This window comes from Pseudomonas sp. JAI111, from assembly GCF_024809425.1.
In the GTDB taxonomy this organism is placed as follows: domain Bacteria; phylum Pseudomonadota; class Gammaproteobacteria; order Pseudomonadales; family Pseudomonadaceae; genus Aquipseudomonas.
Genome location: NZ_JANUCB010000001.1, coordinates 1,011,998 through 1,027,774 on the forward strand (window position 1 = coordinate 1,011,998; position 15,777 = coordinate 1,027,774).

The 15,777-nt window shown below is 59.8% G+C and carries 6 protein-coding genes; 5 read left to right on the forward strand and 1 reads right to left on the reverse strand.

Annotated elements, in window-relative coordinates:
- Positions 1–4 precede the first annotated feature (4 nt).
- The 4 genes from lapD to HNR03_RS04865 all read left to right on the forward strand — a co-directional run bounded on the left by lapD (position 5) and on the right by HNR03_RS04865 (position 6,438).
- Positions 5–1,945: a cyclic di-GMP receptor LapD gene (lapD, locus tag HNR03_RS04850; RefSeq protein ID WP_259151222.1), complete on the forward strand. Its 1,941-nt coding sequence runs from the start codon at positions 5–7 to the stop codon at positions 1,943–1,945.
- Positions 1,946–2,084: 139 nt separating this feature from the next.
- Entirely contained in the window at positions 2,085–2,252 is a 168-nt protein-coding gene (locus HNR03_RS04855) for a hypothetical protein (RefSeq protein WP_259151224.1), read from the forward strand.
- Between the two features lie 10 nt (positions 2,253–2,262).
- Complete coding sequence (locus tag HNR03_RS04860; RefSeq protein ID WP_259151226.1) at positions 2,263–5,484, forward strand: hypothetical protein; 3,222 nt, start codon at positions 2,263–2,265, stop codon at positions 5,482–5,484.
- A 597-nt stretch (positions 5,485–6,081) separates the two neighbouring features.
- Positions 6,082–6,438, forward strand: a complete 357-nt coding sequence (locus HNR03_RS04865; RefSeq protein WP_259151228.1) for a DUF6124 family protein — start codon at positions 6,082–6,084, stop codon at positions 6,436–6,438.
- Between the two features lie 210 nt (positions 6,439–6,648).
- Here the strand turns inward: HNR03_RS04865 and HNR03_RS04870 are convergent, their stop codons facing one another.
- Complete coding sequence (locus HNR03_RS04870) at positions 6,649–13,821, reverse strand: retention module-containing protein (RefSeq protein ID WP_259151230.1); 7,173 nt, start codon at positions 13,819–13,821, stop codon at positions 6,649–6,651.
- Between the two features lie 591 nt (positions 13,822–14,412).
- On the opposite strand from HNR03_RS04870, the gene HNR03_RS04875 reads away from it, so the two are divergent.
- Positions 14,413–15,771 (forward strand): TolC family outer membrane protein, encoded by a 1,359-nt coding sequence (locus HNR03_RS04875; RefSeq protein WP_259151232.1) that lies wholly within the window; start codon positions 14,413–14,415, stop codon positions 15,769–15,771.
- Positions 15,772–15,777: the final 6 nt, after the last annotated feature.

Below are 15,777 nucleotides of genomic sequence, written 5' to 3' on the forward strand. Positions count from 1 at the left end.
TTGTATGTCACTGCGCAAACAGTTGTTCATCGCCATTTGTCTGTTCTTGCTGGTGGCGTTCAGCGGCAGTTTTTTTGTCAGCCTGGAAAGCTCGCGCGAACAAATGCTCGGCCAGTTGCGCTCCCACGCCCAGGACGCGGCCACCGCACTGGGCTTGTCGCTGACGGAGCAGATCGACGATCCGGCAATGACTGAATTGATGGTCAGCTCGATCTTCGACAGTGGCTATTTCCGCAGCATCCGCGTCGTCAACATCGTCGATGGAGAGGTGCTGGTCGAGCGCAACGCAGCGACGCACATCGAGGGCGTCCCCGGTTGGTTCGTGAGCCTGGTCAACCTGCGCCCGGAAGGCGGCGATGCACTGGTCATGCGTGGCTGGGAACAGGTGGCGCGAGTCGAAGTGCTGAGCAATCCGCAGTTTGCCTTGGCCAAACTCTGGGACAGCACACTCGGTAGCCTGATCTGGTTGCTGATCTGCGGATTGCTCAGCGCCGTGTTCGGTGGCTGGCTGCTACGTCGGCAATTACGCCCGCTGGACAAAATGGTCAAACAAGCCCAAGCCATCAGCAAACGCGAGTTCCTGAGCCTGCCCAAATTGCCACGCACACCCGAATTGAAACGCGTGGTGCTGGCGATGAACCAGATGGTCGAAAAGCTCAAGGCGCTGTTCGCCGAAGAGGCCGCGCGCAGTGAAAAACTGCGTGCCGAGTCCTATCAGGACGGCCTCACTGGACTGGCCAACCGGCGCTTGCTGGATGAGCAACTGGCCGATCATTTACTGGTCGGCGAACAGAGCAGCGACGGCCATCTGCTGATGCTGCGGATCAACGATCTGATCGGACTCAACCAACGCCTCGGTGGTCAGCGCACCGATGCGCTGATCAGGACCGTCGGCGAATTGCTCAAGCGTCTGACTCAGGTTCCAGCCCGGCGCACCTGGCTGGCAGCGCGCAATCGGGGCGGTGAATTCTGCGTGCTGGCACCCGGTCTGGACAGCACGGACGCGGCTCGCCTGGCCTCGGAAATCAGCGCCACCCTGGAAAACCTGCGCCTGACCGGCGCCAGCGACTGCATGCCCGTGGCGCATCTGGGCGTGGTCGCCTATCACCCCGGCGAACCGGCCAGCGACGTGTTCCTGCGCCTCGATCAGGCACTGACCCAGGCCCAGCAACATCCAGAACGCCCATGGATACACCTGGCTCACACAGATACCACGCCAAACCACGCTCAACACGACTGGCGCACCTGGATCGACGACGCGCTGACCGAAGGCAAGATGCAATTGTATTTCCAACCCGTGGTGCAATGCGCCGACACCAGCCAGGTGCTGCACCACAAAGTCCTTGCGCGCCTGCTCGACCCACAGGGCAAGGCGATACCCGCCGGGCATTTTCTGCCGTGGATCGAGCGTCTTGGCTGGTCGGCGCGCTTCGATCTGGCGATGCTCGAAGCCACCCTCGAATACCTCGTCGTCAATCGATGGCCGCTGGCGTTAAGCCTGTCGGGCAACACGCTGCGCGACCCGGTGCAACTGCGACAGATCATCGACATGCTCGAATCGCTGCCCGAACTGGCCCCCCTGCTGATCCTGGAAATTGACGAACGCCAACTGCCGCCGCCGGAAGAATTGCAGCGCCTGAGCCATAGCCTGCTCAACACCGGGTATCGCATCGGATTGCAGCATTTCGGTGGCAGCTTCAGCCAGATCGGCAATCTGACCCAGCTGGGCCTGGCGTATTTGAAAATAGATGGGGCGTACATCCGTCACATCGACGAGCAGCCTGACAAGCGGCTGTTCATCGATGCGATCTATAGGGCAACCAACAGCATCGATTTGCCATTGATTGCGGAGATGGTCGAGACCAAAGGGGAACTGGAGGTGATTCGAGAGCTGGGATTGTTTGGAGTGATGGGGAGGTTGATCGGGCCGCCGGAGCCGATGTGAGGGGGATTACCGTTCGTCTTAAAGCAGGGAGTACCTGTCAGATCTGACAGTAGGCAAACATCCGCGGCGACGCTCTAATCCTTCCATATCGGTGCCGCCCAATCGGGAGGCCGGGCGCCTCTCTGGAAGGTACGCATTCATGAACAGCCCCATGACAAACGCTGACCCCGCCGCCAATGGACAAGTCGTCGTCTTCCCGCCCGAACGCGGCATCGGCGTGCTAGCGGTCGCCCCTCCCTACCCGCCTGGCTACAAACTGCAGAGCGACGGTGCGTTGGGAATCAACATCAACATGGTGCACATGTGATCGTGACGGATTGCTGGTCTATATCCTGGCCTATGAGAGCATGGCCATCGGCGACGACATCAAGGTGTACATCGAAACAAAAAACGCTCCCGTCGCAGAGTTCTCGGTTACCGAAGCGCATTTCGATGCAAACGGCAACGCGAAAAACATTCCCTTCTACATTGCCTCTAATGTCATGGAAAGCAGGTTTCTGCCCTTCCAGGCCAACAACCTGCCCCTGTGGTTCGATGTTACGCGCGTGAGCGGGAACGGCACCGAGGGATCGCCACCCGTTCCGCTGTTTTACAAGTACCCGGCGCCGGGCGAAGCGGACACGGACGGGGGCAAGCCGTTCAATCAGGGCCTGAAATTGCCCGTCGCCTCGGAAAGCATCATCGATCAGACCGTGATCGACGAAGGCATGTTCGTGACCGTGCTGGCGTACTTCAACCAGTCCATCGGTGACGTGGTAGTGCTTGCCTTTGGAACACTGCTTCTGGAACACACCGTCACCGTGTTGGGTGACATTGTTTTTGAACTGACACCGCAAATGCTCGCCAGCCTGATGCCCACCAACAGTCTGGTGGTGCGTTGGGAAGTGATCGACAGGGTGCAAAACACCAGCGGCTGGTCGGATGCGCTCTTTCTCACGGCCAAACCCGGCACGGTGTTGCTGACCGCGCCGATTTTTGAACAGGCTGATCTGGACAATGTGGTGAATCACGACGGGCTTATGGACGGCCCCCTGAATGTCCTGATCACCGGGGTATTTGCAGCGAAAGATCTGATCGAGCTAGTGCTGGAAGGGCTCACCAAAGGCGGCGACCCGGTTATCCAGACTTTCCGTCGCACCCTCACTGCCGCCAGCAGGAGCATGAACTTTGCGGTTGAGAATGAATGGGTGCGCAACCTGATTGGAGGTTCGGCGCGGGCGTCCTACCAACTGATCAGAGCCGGCAAGACCCAGTTCTCGAAACCCGCCGACGCCACGTTCAGCGGCTCATCCCTGCCCTTGGGCTTGCCGATTGTCGATCCGCTGGTGGACAACAAGCTACCGGTCGACACCGCCACCGCCACGGTGCAGGTCGCCAAATACTGGCCATTGAAAATAGGCGCAATTGTCAATCTCAACTGGCAAACCACGGATCAGGACGGGATTAAAGCCCTGTTCATTTTTAAATTGATCGTCACCGACCCGACCCAGCCCGTCATCTTTCATGTGCCCGCCAAATACATCGCCCCCTATGCCAACACCCCGTTGACCGTGCAATGCACGGTGACTAACCCGGGAGAAGTGGAGGTGTTTTCCAATTTGCTGCAATTGATGTTTGGCGAGGAAGTGATCGGAACGCCCCTGCCACCTCGCGTGAACGAGGCCGACGACAAGATCCTTATTCCGTTCAAGGCTCGAAATACACTGACCATTGTGGTGCCGACCAACCCCGCCTTCAAACCGGATGCCCGGCTAACCGTGTCCTGGATCGCAGCAGCCGGAACGCCGTCCGGTGGTTCCCATACCTCGCCAGCCACCTTGGTGAGTGCCGGTCTGATTATCCGCATTCCAAACTCGGTAGTGGCGTTCTGCCTGGGCACCGTCGTGAGGGTGTTCTACACCATTACTCAAGGCGGAAAAACGTACGTCTCGGGCGATTTGAATCTGTCGGTGCAACTCATCCCTCAGGAAAGCAGCGACCTGCCAACACCCACAATCGCCGGCGTAATGACTAAGGAACTGGATGCTTCCAAACTGGCGGGCAATGAAAAATTCAGCGTGGACCAGTGGTTCTTGCAAGCGTATGGACAGGGTGTCTGGCTGCGCTATGACGGCTTCCTGCCAAACGGCAATGCCACCGAGTACGTGCTATGGACCGGCCAAGCGCATAAATATCCGCCTTCAGCGTTAATCACGCAGGCACCCATCGCGTGGTTGAAGACCCTGGCGGATCAAAGCGTCATGACGGTTAGATTCGGGGTGAACTTCAACGGCGTGGCAGACAAGACCAGGATGGTCGGCTTTCCGCGCCGGGAATATACCATCCGGGCCGCGTTGACGCTGCTGGCCCCTACCGTGAAGGAAGCGTCGAACGGCAAAACACTGGAGCCATTTGCGGCTCAGTACACACTGACCTGCCAAGTGCCGGCCAATACATTTGTCGATGGCGATCAGATCACCGTAAGCTGGATCGCGCCAACCGGCACCTCACCTGAAGGCTCCTATACGTCGCCGGCCACTCTGGTCAGTGCCGGCCTGGCCATCAGCATTCCGGTTTCGGTAGTCGCCCACTGTCTGGGCCTGACAGTGACCGTCATCTACAACGTGATCAGAAGGGGCGTTTCATCACCTTCCAAGCCACTGTCACTGATGGTGTTGGCCATTGCCGACTTTGACAGCCGTCTGCCGGCCCCGACCATTCTCCAGGCCGAGAATAGCGGAGTAGGACCTGAACTGGATGTCACCAATCTGACGGGCCCGGCTACGATCCGTTGCCTGGTGTGGCCGCTGATTGCCCTGTTTCAACCTGTATGGCTAATTCTGAGTGGCAAGAACGCCAGCGGGGAGGACATCGCTACAACACTGCTGAGTTTTCCGAAGAATGCCGTTCACCAGGTCTGGATTAACCAAGGGCGCTTCGATTTAACTATTCCCGAGAGTTTTTACAGACAACTTGCCGACGGCAGTATCCTGGAAGCCAAGTTCCTGGTGGCATTTGATAAAAGCGCCGACATCAACAAAGCCATTACCTTTACCTTGCGCCGATATACCATTCGCGCATTGAAACCCATCTTGTCGGAAGACTTTGATCATCGCCCTACGCAACTCATCGCACCCGGTGGGCAAATCGTGCTGGACAGCATGACCATTACATTCCGCGCAGGGAACGGCTATATGGGGATCACTCCATTAGCCAATGTCATCACAGGTCCTTATCCTCAAATACCGGATCAGTGCTACCGGCAGGTGCTGGAGATGCATTGGCAGGCAAGTGGCACTACGCAACACATGCACATCCAATTCAACTGGAGTTACTCCTTTGTCAGTTTCTACTGCCGATTCGCGCAATTCAACAACCTTTCGGTTATCTACCGGGATGAACAAGGTAATCTCCTCCACCACATGAATCTTCCCAACAACTTTAATCCTCAGCTGATTACATATTCGACTGCCGGGCATAACTACATCTGGAGCATCGAAATCATCACCCCTGTAATGGATCTCATTGTGTTCGACTACTTCAAAATGAGACGCGTATAAGTTCGATCGTTCTTACGTTCCGCGTGGGAATGCCTCCCCCGGACGCTCCGCGTCCGCTTTTGGGACGCAGAGCGTCCCTTGCTGCATTCCCACGCAGAGCGTGGGAACGATCGAACGAACAACAAAAAACCCGCCATTCCCTGAACAGGAATGGCGGTTTTTTTCGTTTCAGGTCACACGGTATCCACCCTCAGAACTCAGCTTAGGGGACGTATCTATTTATCACTGGAGTGATAATTAAACGGTGATGTTTAAAAGACATCTCCAGATACTCACTCAGACTACACATCCTTGCGTCGTTGCCTACGACTGCGCCAGAATCCGCCGGCTTGTGCGCCTAAAGGCCGGGCTCTATTGTTTCCCGGTCGCTGACAAATCAGCGATCGGGTTTAGCGACCCGAACCTATGTAGGCGCAACAGCGCTCCCAACTCTCTCGCAGATTATTGATATCTGCGATTGATGTTATGGCGGCTGTGCGCGGGAGACCTTCGGGTCTGCCGGGCGCCTACACCCGGTTCGCTAACCTGCGTGCAGCCGCCACCTTTACTTGTTTAGCGACAGGTCTTGGTGGCTCCATTTTTTGTAGGAGTTTTACCATGCCCAAGATCACCCCGAACCCACCCGAAACCGACGACGTTTCCCCCTACGAATCCACCGATCCCAAAAAGCTCAACGAAGCCGCCGACCGCGCCCTCGATTACTACCTCAAACCGGTCATCTCCCAAGACCTCCCCCGAAAACCCAGCACACTCTACCTCGTCGCCCCCGATGCAAACGACGAAACCCTGCTGGTCAACGCGTGTGAATCCTTGGCATCCGCGAGTGTGATGCTGAGTAATTTCGCAGGGCTGATGGAGGGCACGCATCGCAACACCTTGCTGGGGATTCAGCAGGTGGTAATGCTGGGTGAGCTGGCAGTGAATCGGATGCTGGACAGGATTGATCCGCAGTAATTGCGGCCATTGAAGAGTTGATTGATCGTTCCCACGTCGAGGCGTCGAACCGTCTGCGTGGGAATGCAGCCAAGGACGCTCTGCGTCCCAAAAGCGGACGCGGAGCATCCGGGGAGGCATTCCCACGCAGAGCGTGGGAACGATCGAAGACCACAAAAAACCCGCCATTCCTTCAACAGGAATGGCGGGTTTTGTCGTTCCGACTTCAGGTCACACGGTATCCACCTTCAGCGAATGGTCGTTCAACATGCCGTTGATGATGGTCGCGGTGTCATGTCCTCCTGCAATCACGCCGCCCGCCCCCGGCGTGACGCCGTAGTGGCTGGCCAGGTTGACGCCGGCCAGGTCGATGGTCTGGTTCGGGGCCGCGCCGGCCATGGCGCTGACGTCGATGCTGGTGACGACCGAAGCGCCGCTGCCGACAACTTTGAAGTGCAGGTAGTCATCCAGCGATGCCGCCGTGCCGTTTTCACCTTGCAGCAGTTGTGACAAGTCGAGTTTGTCGGTGCCCGGGGTGAAGTCGGTGACGACGTCGTGGCCGCTGTTGCCTTTGAGCCATTGGAAGGTGTCGGCCCCTGGCCCGCCGGTAAGGGTGTTGTTGCCGAGACCGCCAATCAGGATGTCGTCGCCACCGCCACCGTTGAGGATGTCGTCACCCAAACCGCCGTTGATGACGTTGTTATGGCTATCGCCCGTGAGGGTGTCGTTGAAGTTTGAGCCGACGAGGTTTTCGATTCCGGTCAGGGTATCGGTGCCAGCGCCTCCGGTGTTTTGCGCGGTCGCCAGACTCAGGTCGACGGTGACGCCCGCCGTAGCATGTGCGTAGCTCACGGTGTCGATGCCGGGGCCGCCGTCGAGCAGGTCGTTACCAGGGCCGCTGAACAGCAAGTCATTGCCGGCGCCGCCGTGCAGCTCGTTGTTGCCGGAACCGGCGGTCAGCACATCGTTGCCGTCGCCGGCATTGATCACGTTGTTGCCAGCGCCTGCCACCAACACGTCGTCGCCCGCGGTGCCAGTGAGGGTGTGGCCGTCCTGATAGCTGATGCTCACGCCTGCACTGTCGCTGCCGCCGTGGTTGTCGTTGGCGGTGTAGGTGCCGTGGGCATCCGGGGTGATGTCGTGGGCGCCAGCGTAGTTGACGGTCATCGTCAGCTGATAGTTTTCCGCCCCCGACCCGCTGTTGCCCGGGCCGTTGGGGATATTGGTGATGTGGATCTGATAGGTGCCGTCCGCCGCAGCTGTGATGGTCTGGCCGTCGGCGATGGGGGTCCATGCGCCACCGTTGAGCGAGTACTCCATCGTGACGTGTCCGGCCGCCAGGTTGTGGTCCAGGTTGAGCGTTTCGCCCTGTTTGAGACTGACGGTGATGCGGTCCTCATCGTTGGTACTGTTGTTGCTGACCGAGCCTAGCGCACCGCTGACCACCAACACGGCCGTCATGGCTGCGGTGTTGGCGACGAAGGCGCTGCGGGCGATGGTCACCGCCTGGGCGTTGCTGCCGGTGAAGTTGAAGTTCTGATTGGTGCCGATGAAGTCTGCGCCCTTCGCCACCCAACCGGTGTTGAAGGTGGTCGGCGATGCGGTCATAGGATCCTTGTCCGCATCAGTGTCGTTGGCCAACAGCAATTCGCCTGGCACCACGATGTTGCCCGACAGTACGTTGGTGATGATGTGGTCATCGACCGCCACCGGCGCCGTATTCGGAATGACTTTGACCGTCAGCGTCGAGCTGGCCAGGTCGCCATCGTTGTCGCTGAGCGTGAAGCCGATGTTTTCGGTGATCACCACCGTCGTGGTTTTTTGCGAGGTGTAGTTGTACTCGCCGGTGTCGAGATTCACGACCAGGGTGCCACCATTGTTGGTGGCGATGCTGAGGGTGTTGTTCACGGTGTTGAACGTGCCGTGGTTGGCGCCGCCACTGAAGTTCAGCGCGCCCTGGTTGCTGTTGCCTTTAGGATCGTAGGTGTACGTCGTGCCGTCGACCACGAGGGTTTTGATGAAGCCGCCATCGGCGCCGAATGTTCCGCCCTCCAACAAGGTGCCCGTGACTGGCGCCCCCATCACTGTGCCCGAGAGCACCGAGTTGAGTTGGTTGAGATCGGTCACCACTACTGCATTGGTGTTGATGTGGGTGCTGCCGTCATAGGCCAGCGGATCGAGGTAGGCGTTGCTCACGCCACTGCCCAGGCCGATCGCATAGTTCTTGATGCCGTTGGCGTCGAGGAAGGCTTTGAGCGCGGCCTCATCCGCGCTGCCGATGTCGCCTTCGTTGGGTTTGCCGTCGGAGAAGAAGTAGCCGACGTTCTGCGCCCCGGTCAGTTTGCCCGCGGTGTCGAACGCGGTCTGCATCGTCGCAACCGCCGCATCGTAGTTGGTGCCACCGCCGGCAGTCAGGCCGGAGATAATCGATTTGGCCGTCGCCACATCGACCCAGATCGAGGTCTTGTCGGTGGCATTGCTGGCGAACGTGACGATCTGCACCTTCACATCGCCCAGGTCGTCGTATTTGTCGAGCAAGGCACTGATCGCCTGCTTGGCCAGTTCGAGGCGCGACAGCCCCGGCACACCGGAGGGGTCGACCATGCTGCCGGAGACGTCGATCACCAGCAGCAGGTTGGAATCGATCTCCACCGCCGCGACCGAACGTTCGGCGCCAACCGCTTTTGGCACGTCATCGACGATGTTGACCACGATGGTGCTGGTGGTGCTGTTGCCCAGCGCATCGGTGGCCTTGTAGGTGAAGCTTTCGCTCAGGGTGTTCGGGCCGTCGTTGGCGTCCGGCGAGGTTTTCGGTGCCGAGGTCAGGGTGTAGGTGTAGGTGCCGTTGGGGTTGAGCAGGATTTGTCCGTACGTTCCGGTAGCGCTGCCGACCAGGGTGTACGTGATCGCGCCACTCGCACCGGTGACGGAGCCGACCAGCGTGCCCGAGGCGGTTTCGCCGGTATGGCCGGGATCGCTGCCGGTGACGGTGCCGGCCGCCAGGTCCTGCCCGTCCTTGCTCAGGTCCAGGGCTTTTTCGTAGACGGTCACGTCATTGTCGCTGACCGCTTTGATGCAGCTGTTGTAGACGTCGATAGTGATGGTGGTGGTGCTTTCATCGCCATCGGCATCACGCACGGTGTAGGTGAAAGTGTCGGTGGCACCCGCCCCGCTCACGGCGTCCGGATTGCTGTGATAGACCGCGTTGCCGTGGGCATCCAGGGTCAGGTAGCCGTAGGTGCCGTTGATGTTCGAACCGAGGCCGCCGATGGCCGAGGTCGAGGTGTCGCCGCCCGCGCGCACGCCGACCACCGCACCACTGAGCGCCGGACCGTCGGCGCCGCCGATGTCGTTGTCCAGCACATTGCCGCTGACTGTGCCGCCTTCGACCACGCTTGCCGTATCCGCCTTGGCGGTCGGCAAATCATCGATGATGTTGACGTTGATCTGCCCCGACGCGGTACTGCCATCGGTGTCCGTGGCGACCACGTTGATGTTCTCGGTGAGGCTGTTGGCGCCATTGCCGGTTGGATGGGTTTCGTTATCCACCAGGGTGTAGCTGTAGCTGAGTACGCCGGTGGCCGGATTGAAGCCGGTGATGGTCAGCGTGCTGCCCAACGGAGTGACGATCGATTGCGGGAAGCCTGCCGCGACGCCACCGACCACCACATGAATGCCGCCGACATCGAGGGTTTGCAGACCATCGAGGGCCGTTACGGTGAAGGTGCCGCTCTGGGTCAGGGCCGGCGCATTGGGGCTGGTGCCGTCGCTGAGGTTTTTCTCGTAGACGGTCAGTTCACCGCCGCTGACGTTCAGGCCGTTGAGGGTGACCGGATCATCGTTGTTGTGGACGTTCAGCACCAGGTTGGCAGTGCTGGTGTCGCCGTCGGCATCGGTGAGGGTGTAGGTAAAGGTTTCGGTGCCGTTGCCGCCGCCGTGCAGGTTTTTGAAATCTGCATCGTTGGTGTTCAGCGTGTAGGTGTAGGTGCCGTTGGCATTGAGTACCAGGGTGCCGTAGGTGCCGGTGAATGTGCCCGGGGTGATAGGCCCCGCGTTCGGCCCGGTGGCGACGTGGTCCGCGCCTTGGATATCGTTGGTCAGCACGTTGCCGTTGAGGGTCAGAACGTTTTCCGCTGCGGTGCCGGCGTTGCTGTCGTTGAAGGCTTTGGGCACGTCATCGACGATGTTGACCACGATGGTGCTGGTGGTGGTGTTGCCCAGCGAATCGGTGGCCTGGTAGGTGAAGCTTTCGGTCAGCGTATTGGCGCCGTCGTTGGCATGCGGTGTGGTGGTCGCCGGCGATGTCAGGGTGTAGGTGTAGGTGCCGTTGGGGTTGAGCAGGATTTGTCCGTACGTTCCGGTGGCGCTGCCGACCAGGGTGTAAGTGATCGCGCCAGTGGCGCCGGTGACGGAGCCGACCAGGGTGCCAGTGGCAGTTTCGCCGGTGCTGGTCGGATCGCTGCCGGTGACCGTTCCGGCGGCGAGGTCCTGGCCATCCTTGCTCAGGTCCAAGGCTTTTTCGTAAACGGTTACGTCGGTGTCGCTGACCGCTTTGATGCCGCTGTTCGACACGTCGATGGTGATGGTGGTAGTGCTTTCATCGCCATCGGCATCGCGCACGGTGTAGGTGAAAGTGTCGGTCGCGCCCGGGCCGTTCACCGCGTTGGGATTGCTGTGGTAAGTCGCGTTGCCGTTGGCATCCAGGGTCAGATAACCGTAGGTGCCGTTGATGTTCGAACCCAGGCCGCCGATGGCGGATGTCGAGGTGTCGCCACCTGCGCGCACGCCGACCACCGCACCACTGAGCGCCGGACCGTCGGCGCCGCCGATGTCGTTGTCCAGCACGTTGCCCGAAACCGTTGCGCCCTCGGCCACCGAGGTGTGGTCCGGGTTGGCGGTGGGCAGGTCATCGACGATATTGACGTTGATCTGACCCGACGCGGTGCTGCCGTCGGTGTCCGTCGCCACCACGTTGAAATTTTCGGTGATGCTGTTGGCGCCGTTGGCGGTCGGATGCGCTTCGTTTTCCACCAAGGTGTAGGTGTAGCTGACCACGCCTGTGGCAGCGTTGTAGCCGGTGACGGTCAGCGTACTGCCGAGCGGCGTAACGACCGATTGCGGGAAGCCTGCCGCCACGCCGCCGACCACCACATGAATGCCGCCGACATCGAGGGTTTGCAGACCATCGAGGGCAGCCACGGTGAAGGTGCCGCTCTGGGTCAGGGCTGGCGCATTGGGGCTGGTGCCGTCACTGAGGTTTTTCTCGTAAACGGTGAGTTCGCCACCTTGAACGTTGAGGCCGCCGAGGGTCACAGGATCGTCGTTGTTGTGGATTTGCAGCACCAGGTTGGCGGTGCTGGTGTCGCCGTCGGCATCGGTGAGGGTGTAGGTGAACGTTTCCGTGCCGTTGCCGCCACCGTGCAGGGCTTTGAAATCCGCATCGCTGGTGTTGAGGGTGTAGGTGTACGTGCCGTTGGCGTTCAACACCAGCGTGCCGTAAACCCCGGTGAAGGTGCCGGGGGTGATCGGCCCGGCATTTTCGCCGACGGTCACGCGGTCGGCGCCTTGCACGTCGTTGGTCAGCACATTGCCGTTGAGGGTCAGCAGGGTTTCCGAGGCGGTGCCGGCGTGGCTGTCATCGACCGCTTTGGGCAGGTCGTCGACGATGTTGACGTTGATCTGACCCGACGCGGTACTGCCATCGGAGTCCGTCGCCACCACGTTGAAATTTTCGGTGATGCTGTTGGCGCCGTTGGCGGTTGGATGCGCTTCGGTATCCACCAAGGTGTAGGTGTAGCTGACGACGCCCGTGGCCGCGTTGTAGCCGGTGACGGTCAGCGTACTGCCGAGCGGCGTAACGACCGATTGCGGGAAGCCTGCAGCAACGCCGCCGACCACCACATGAATACCGCCGACATCGAGGGTTTGCAGACCATCAAGGGCAGCCACCGTGAAGGTGCCGCTCTGGGTCAGGGCTGGCGCATTGGGACTGGTGCCGTCGCTGAGGTTTTTCTCGTACACGGTGAGTTCGCCGCCTTCGGCGTTAAGGCCGCCGAGGGTCACCGGGTCGTCGTTGTTGTGGATTTGCAGCACCAGGTTGGCGGTGCTGGTGTCGCCGTCGGCATCGGTGAGGGTGTAGGTGAAGGTTTCGGTGCCGTTGCCACCGCCGTGCAGGGCTTTGAAGTCTGCATCGTTGGTGTTGAGGGTGTAGGTGTACGTGCCGTTGGGATTGAGCACCAACGTGCCGTAGGTCCCGGTGAAGGTGCCGCCAATGATCGGCCCGCTGTGGGGTCCGACGGGAATGCGGTCGGCGCCTTGTACATCGTTGGTCAGGACGTTACCGGTGAGGGTCAGCAGGGTTTCCGAGGCGTTACTGGCGTTGCTGTCATTGACCGCTTTGGGCACGTCATCGGTGATGTTGACGTCCAGCGTGCCGGTGGCGGTATCGCCGTTGGAATCACCGGCCACCACGGTGAACTGTTCGCTGAGGTTATTGGCGCCGTCACCAGCGGAATGGGTTTCGTTGCCAACCAGGGTGTAGCTGTAACTCAACACGCCCGTGGCCGGGTTGTAACCGGTGACGGTCAGGGTGTTGCCCAGTTGCGTGGTGATCGACTGCGGAAAGCCGATAGCCACTCCGCCCGTGATCACGTTGATCCCGCCGATGCTCAGGCTGGTCAAGCCGTCAGGCGCGGATACGGTGAAAGTGCCGTTCTGGATCAGCGCGCCCGGGTTGCTGGCAGAACCGTCGGCGAGGTTGGCTTCGTTGAGGGTCAGCTCGCCACCCGCCACCGACAGGCCCGTGAGGGTGACCGGGTTGTTCGGGACATCTGGAACGGGGGGCACAACGCCTGTGCCGCCGGCGCCGCCTGCACCGTTGTCGCCGTTGTTCGGATCAGCGGCCAGACGCTCCAGCGGAAACTCGGGAATGCCGTTGAAGCCTGCGGTTGGAAAACCAATGGTTGGATCGACCCGGCCGCCCACTTCTTCGAGCATGACAAAACTGTGGCCGCCACCCGCGGCACCACCGGGTGCGCCAGTCGGTGCCGGACCGGCCGCCGTGGCCTCAGCGTTCTGGGTAGGGTCATCACCGGCCGCGATAGCTTTTTGCAGCTGCTCGACATCGGTCAGTTGCGCTTGCGTCGGCGTCACCGCTTCAGCGGTGTCCACATGGGGAGCCTGATGCGCGAGCAACTGCGGCGTCATGTCCAGGCTGCTGCCACGCCCAAGGGTCAGTTCCTGGCCATTTTGCAGATGCACCGCCACCGCGCCTTCGGCACCGGTGACCAGTTGATCCCCAGCGAACAATCGGTCGCCCTCGATCAACGCGCGCCGGGTGCCGTCGCCCGCGACCGCGAACACTTCACCAATGACCTTACTGACGATACCGATGAGCGTTGCCATGTGCATTTCCTCCGCTGCCAACCGCTGTCGGCATCCTGTTGTTTGCGAAGAATGTGCTCATGGTTCAAGCAGGTGGCCTGGCGGATCGCCTGCCGGGCGCGTTTACCTGAGTAAGCCGCCGCCCTGGCGATCGTCTCGCCAAGCGTGTCGCTCACGGGCGAGGTGTCCGGATTTTTTGTAAACCTCAATGCAATCAATGACATTGAAGGTCTGTTCCGGGTCAACCTGCTCCGTGAGCGATGCGTAACGATTTTGAAGCAACAGAGTGACAAAAAACCGTCACCCCAAAACCGTTCGCTCCCCTCCCCTTCAGCACTTCTCCGCCCTATGTCGATGAGTGGATGGAACTTTTTCAAAGTCTCAAGAAGCTCCCTAGAGCCTCGAAATCAAGGGCTTTCAGAGTCAACAATGTGCTGGATTTGGCAGAGCGCATAAGTTTTTTTCGGCATAAGTCTTATGAAAAAAATTTCTTAGCTACTCTCTAGAATGTTCTTAGCTCTGTTGTTACAAGAGTGAAACGGTTTCACCTATAAAAGTCGTCAAATAATTGGCGATTGATAAAGCACCATCAGGACTCAGGGAGATGTACCCATGCGCGTTTTAACCCCCCTATGCAGCGCAATTCTGCTGGCCCTGGCCTGTACATCCCAGGCTCAAGCCATGTCATTGACCGAGGCGATCCAGAGCACCATTGCGACCCACCCGGAGCTGGCGTCACGCGTTGACAGCCGTCTCTCGGCCGATGAGCAAGTGAAAGTTGCCAAAGGGGGCTTTTATCCAACAGTTGATCTGAATGCCGCCTACGGGCGCGGGTACAGCGATAACACCAATACCCGGGCGTTGGGCAATCACCACACCGAAACCCTCAACTACACCCAGTCAGAGCTGCGTCTGCGGCAAATGCTCTTCGACGGTTTCAACACCGCCAACGAGGTTGAGCGCACCAAGGGCGTGGTCAATTCCCGGGCCTATTACGCCCAAGGCACCGCCCAGGATCTGGCATTGCGCACCATCGAGGTCTACCTCGAAGTGCTCAAGCGTCGTGAACTGGTGACCCTGGCCACGAACAACCTGCAGGCGCACTTGCGGGTCAACGACCAGATAGGCCTGCGCACCCAGCGTGGCGTCGGCAGCAACGCCGACTCCGACCAATCGGTAGCCCGTAAGGCTCTGGCGCAAAACAACCTCGAAACCGCCGAAGTCGATCTGGCGGACGCCGAGTCGAATTTCTACTCTGTCGTGGGGCGCATGCCCGATGAACTCGAAACACCGTCGTCGATCCGCGGCGAGGTGCCCGACAATCTGCGGGAAGCCCAGCAGAGCATGGTGGAAAACAACCCGTACCTGAAATCCGCACAGGCCGACGTGCAATCGGCCGAGAGCCAGTACGAAGTCGCCAAGTCGCCGTTCTACCCGCGTTTCGACGCCGAAGCGGCAGTGGGTGCCAACAACAACGTGCAAGGCGATATTGGTCACGACAACGAGTGGCGCGCGGGTGTGGTGATGAACTACAACCTGTTTCGCGGTGGCAGCGACAAGGCGCGCCTGGCCTCCGACGCGCACCAGATCAACCAGGCAATGGACATTCGTAACAATGCCCTGCGCCAACTCAACGAAAACATCCACCTGGCCTGGAACGCCATGGTCAACGCCAAGAAACAAACCCCGACCGCGCGCGAATACGCTGAGACCAGCCGGCGCGTTCGCGTGGCGTATCAGGATCAGTTCGGCCTCGGCCAACGCACCCTGCTCGATTTGCTCGACAGTGAAAACGAGCTCTACAACGCCAATCGCCGCTACACCGAAGTGCGGTACATCGAGGAATTCTCGATGTACCGCGTGCTGGCGAACATGGGCCAGTTGCTGAGCAAACAACGCGTGGTGCTGCCCGCAGATGCGATCGCCTCTTCTGAAGTGAAAAACGAAGCGCGCTTGCCTGAACTGAAATAGCTCAAC

Excerpts from the sequence above, each read along its gene's own strand:
- lapD (WP_259151222.1), top strand. The coding sequence starts at position 5 with ATGTCACTGCGCAAACAGTTGTTCATCGCCATTTGTCTGTTCTTGCTG.
- HNR03_RS04855 (WP_259151224.1), top strand. The coding sequence starts at position 2,085 with ATGAACAGCCCCATGACAAACGCTGACCCCGCCGCCAATGGACAAGTC.
- HNR03_RS04865 (WP_259151228.1), top strand. The coding sequence starts at position 6,082 with ATGCCCAAGATCACCCCGAACCCACCCGAAACCGACGACGTTTCCCCC.
- HNR03_RS04870 (WP_259151230.1), bottom strand. The coding sequence starts at position 13,821 with ATGGCAACGCTCATCGGTATCGTCAGTAAGGTCATTGGTGAAGTGTTC.
- HNR03_RS04875 (WP_259151232.1), top strand. The coding sequence starts at position 14,413 with ATGCGCGTTTTAACCCCCCTATGCAGCGCAATTCTGCTGGCCCTGGCC.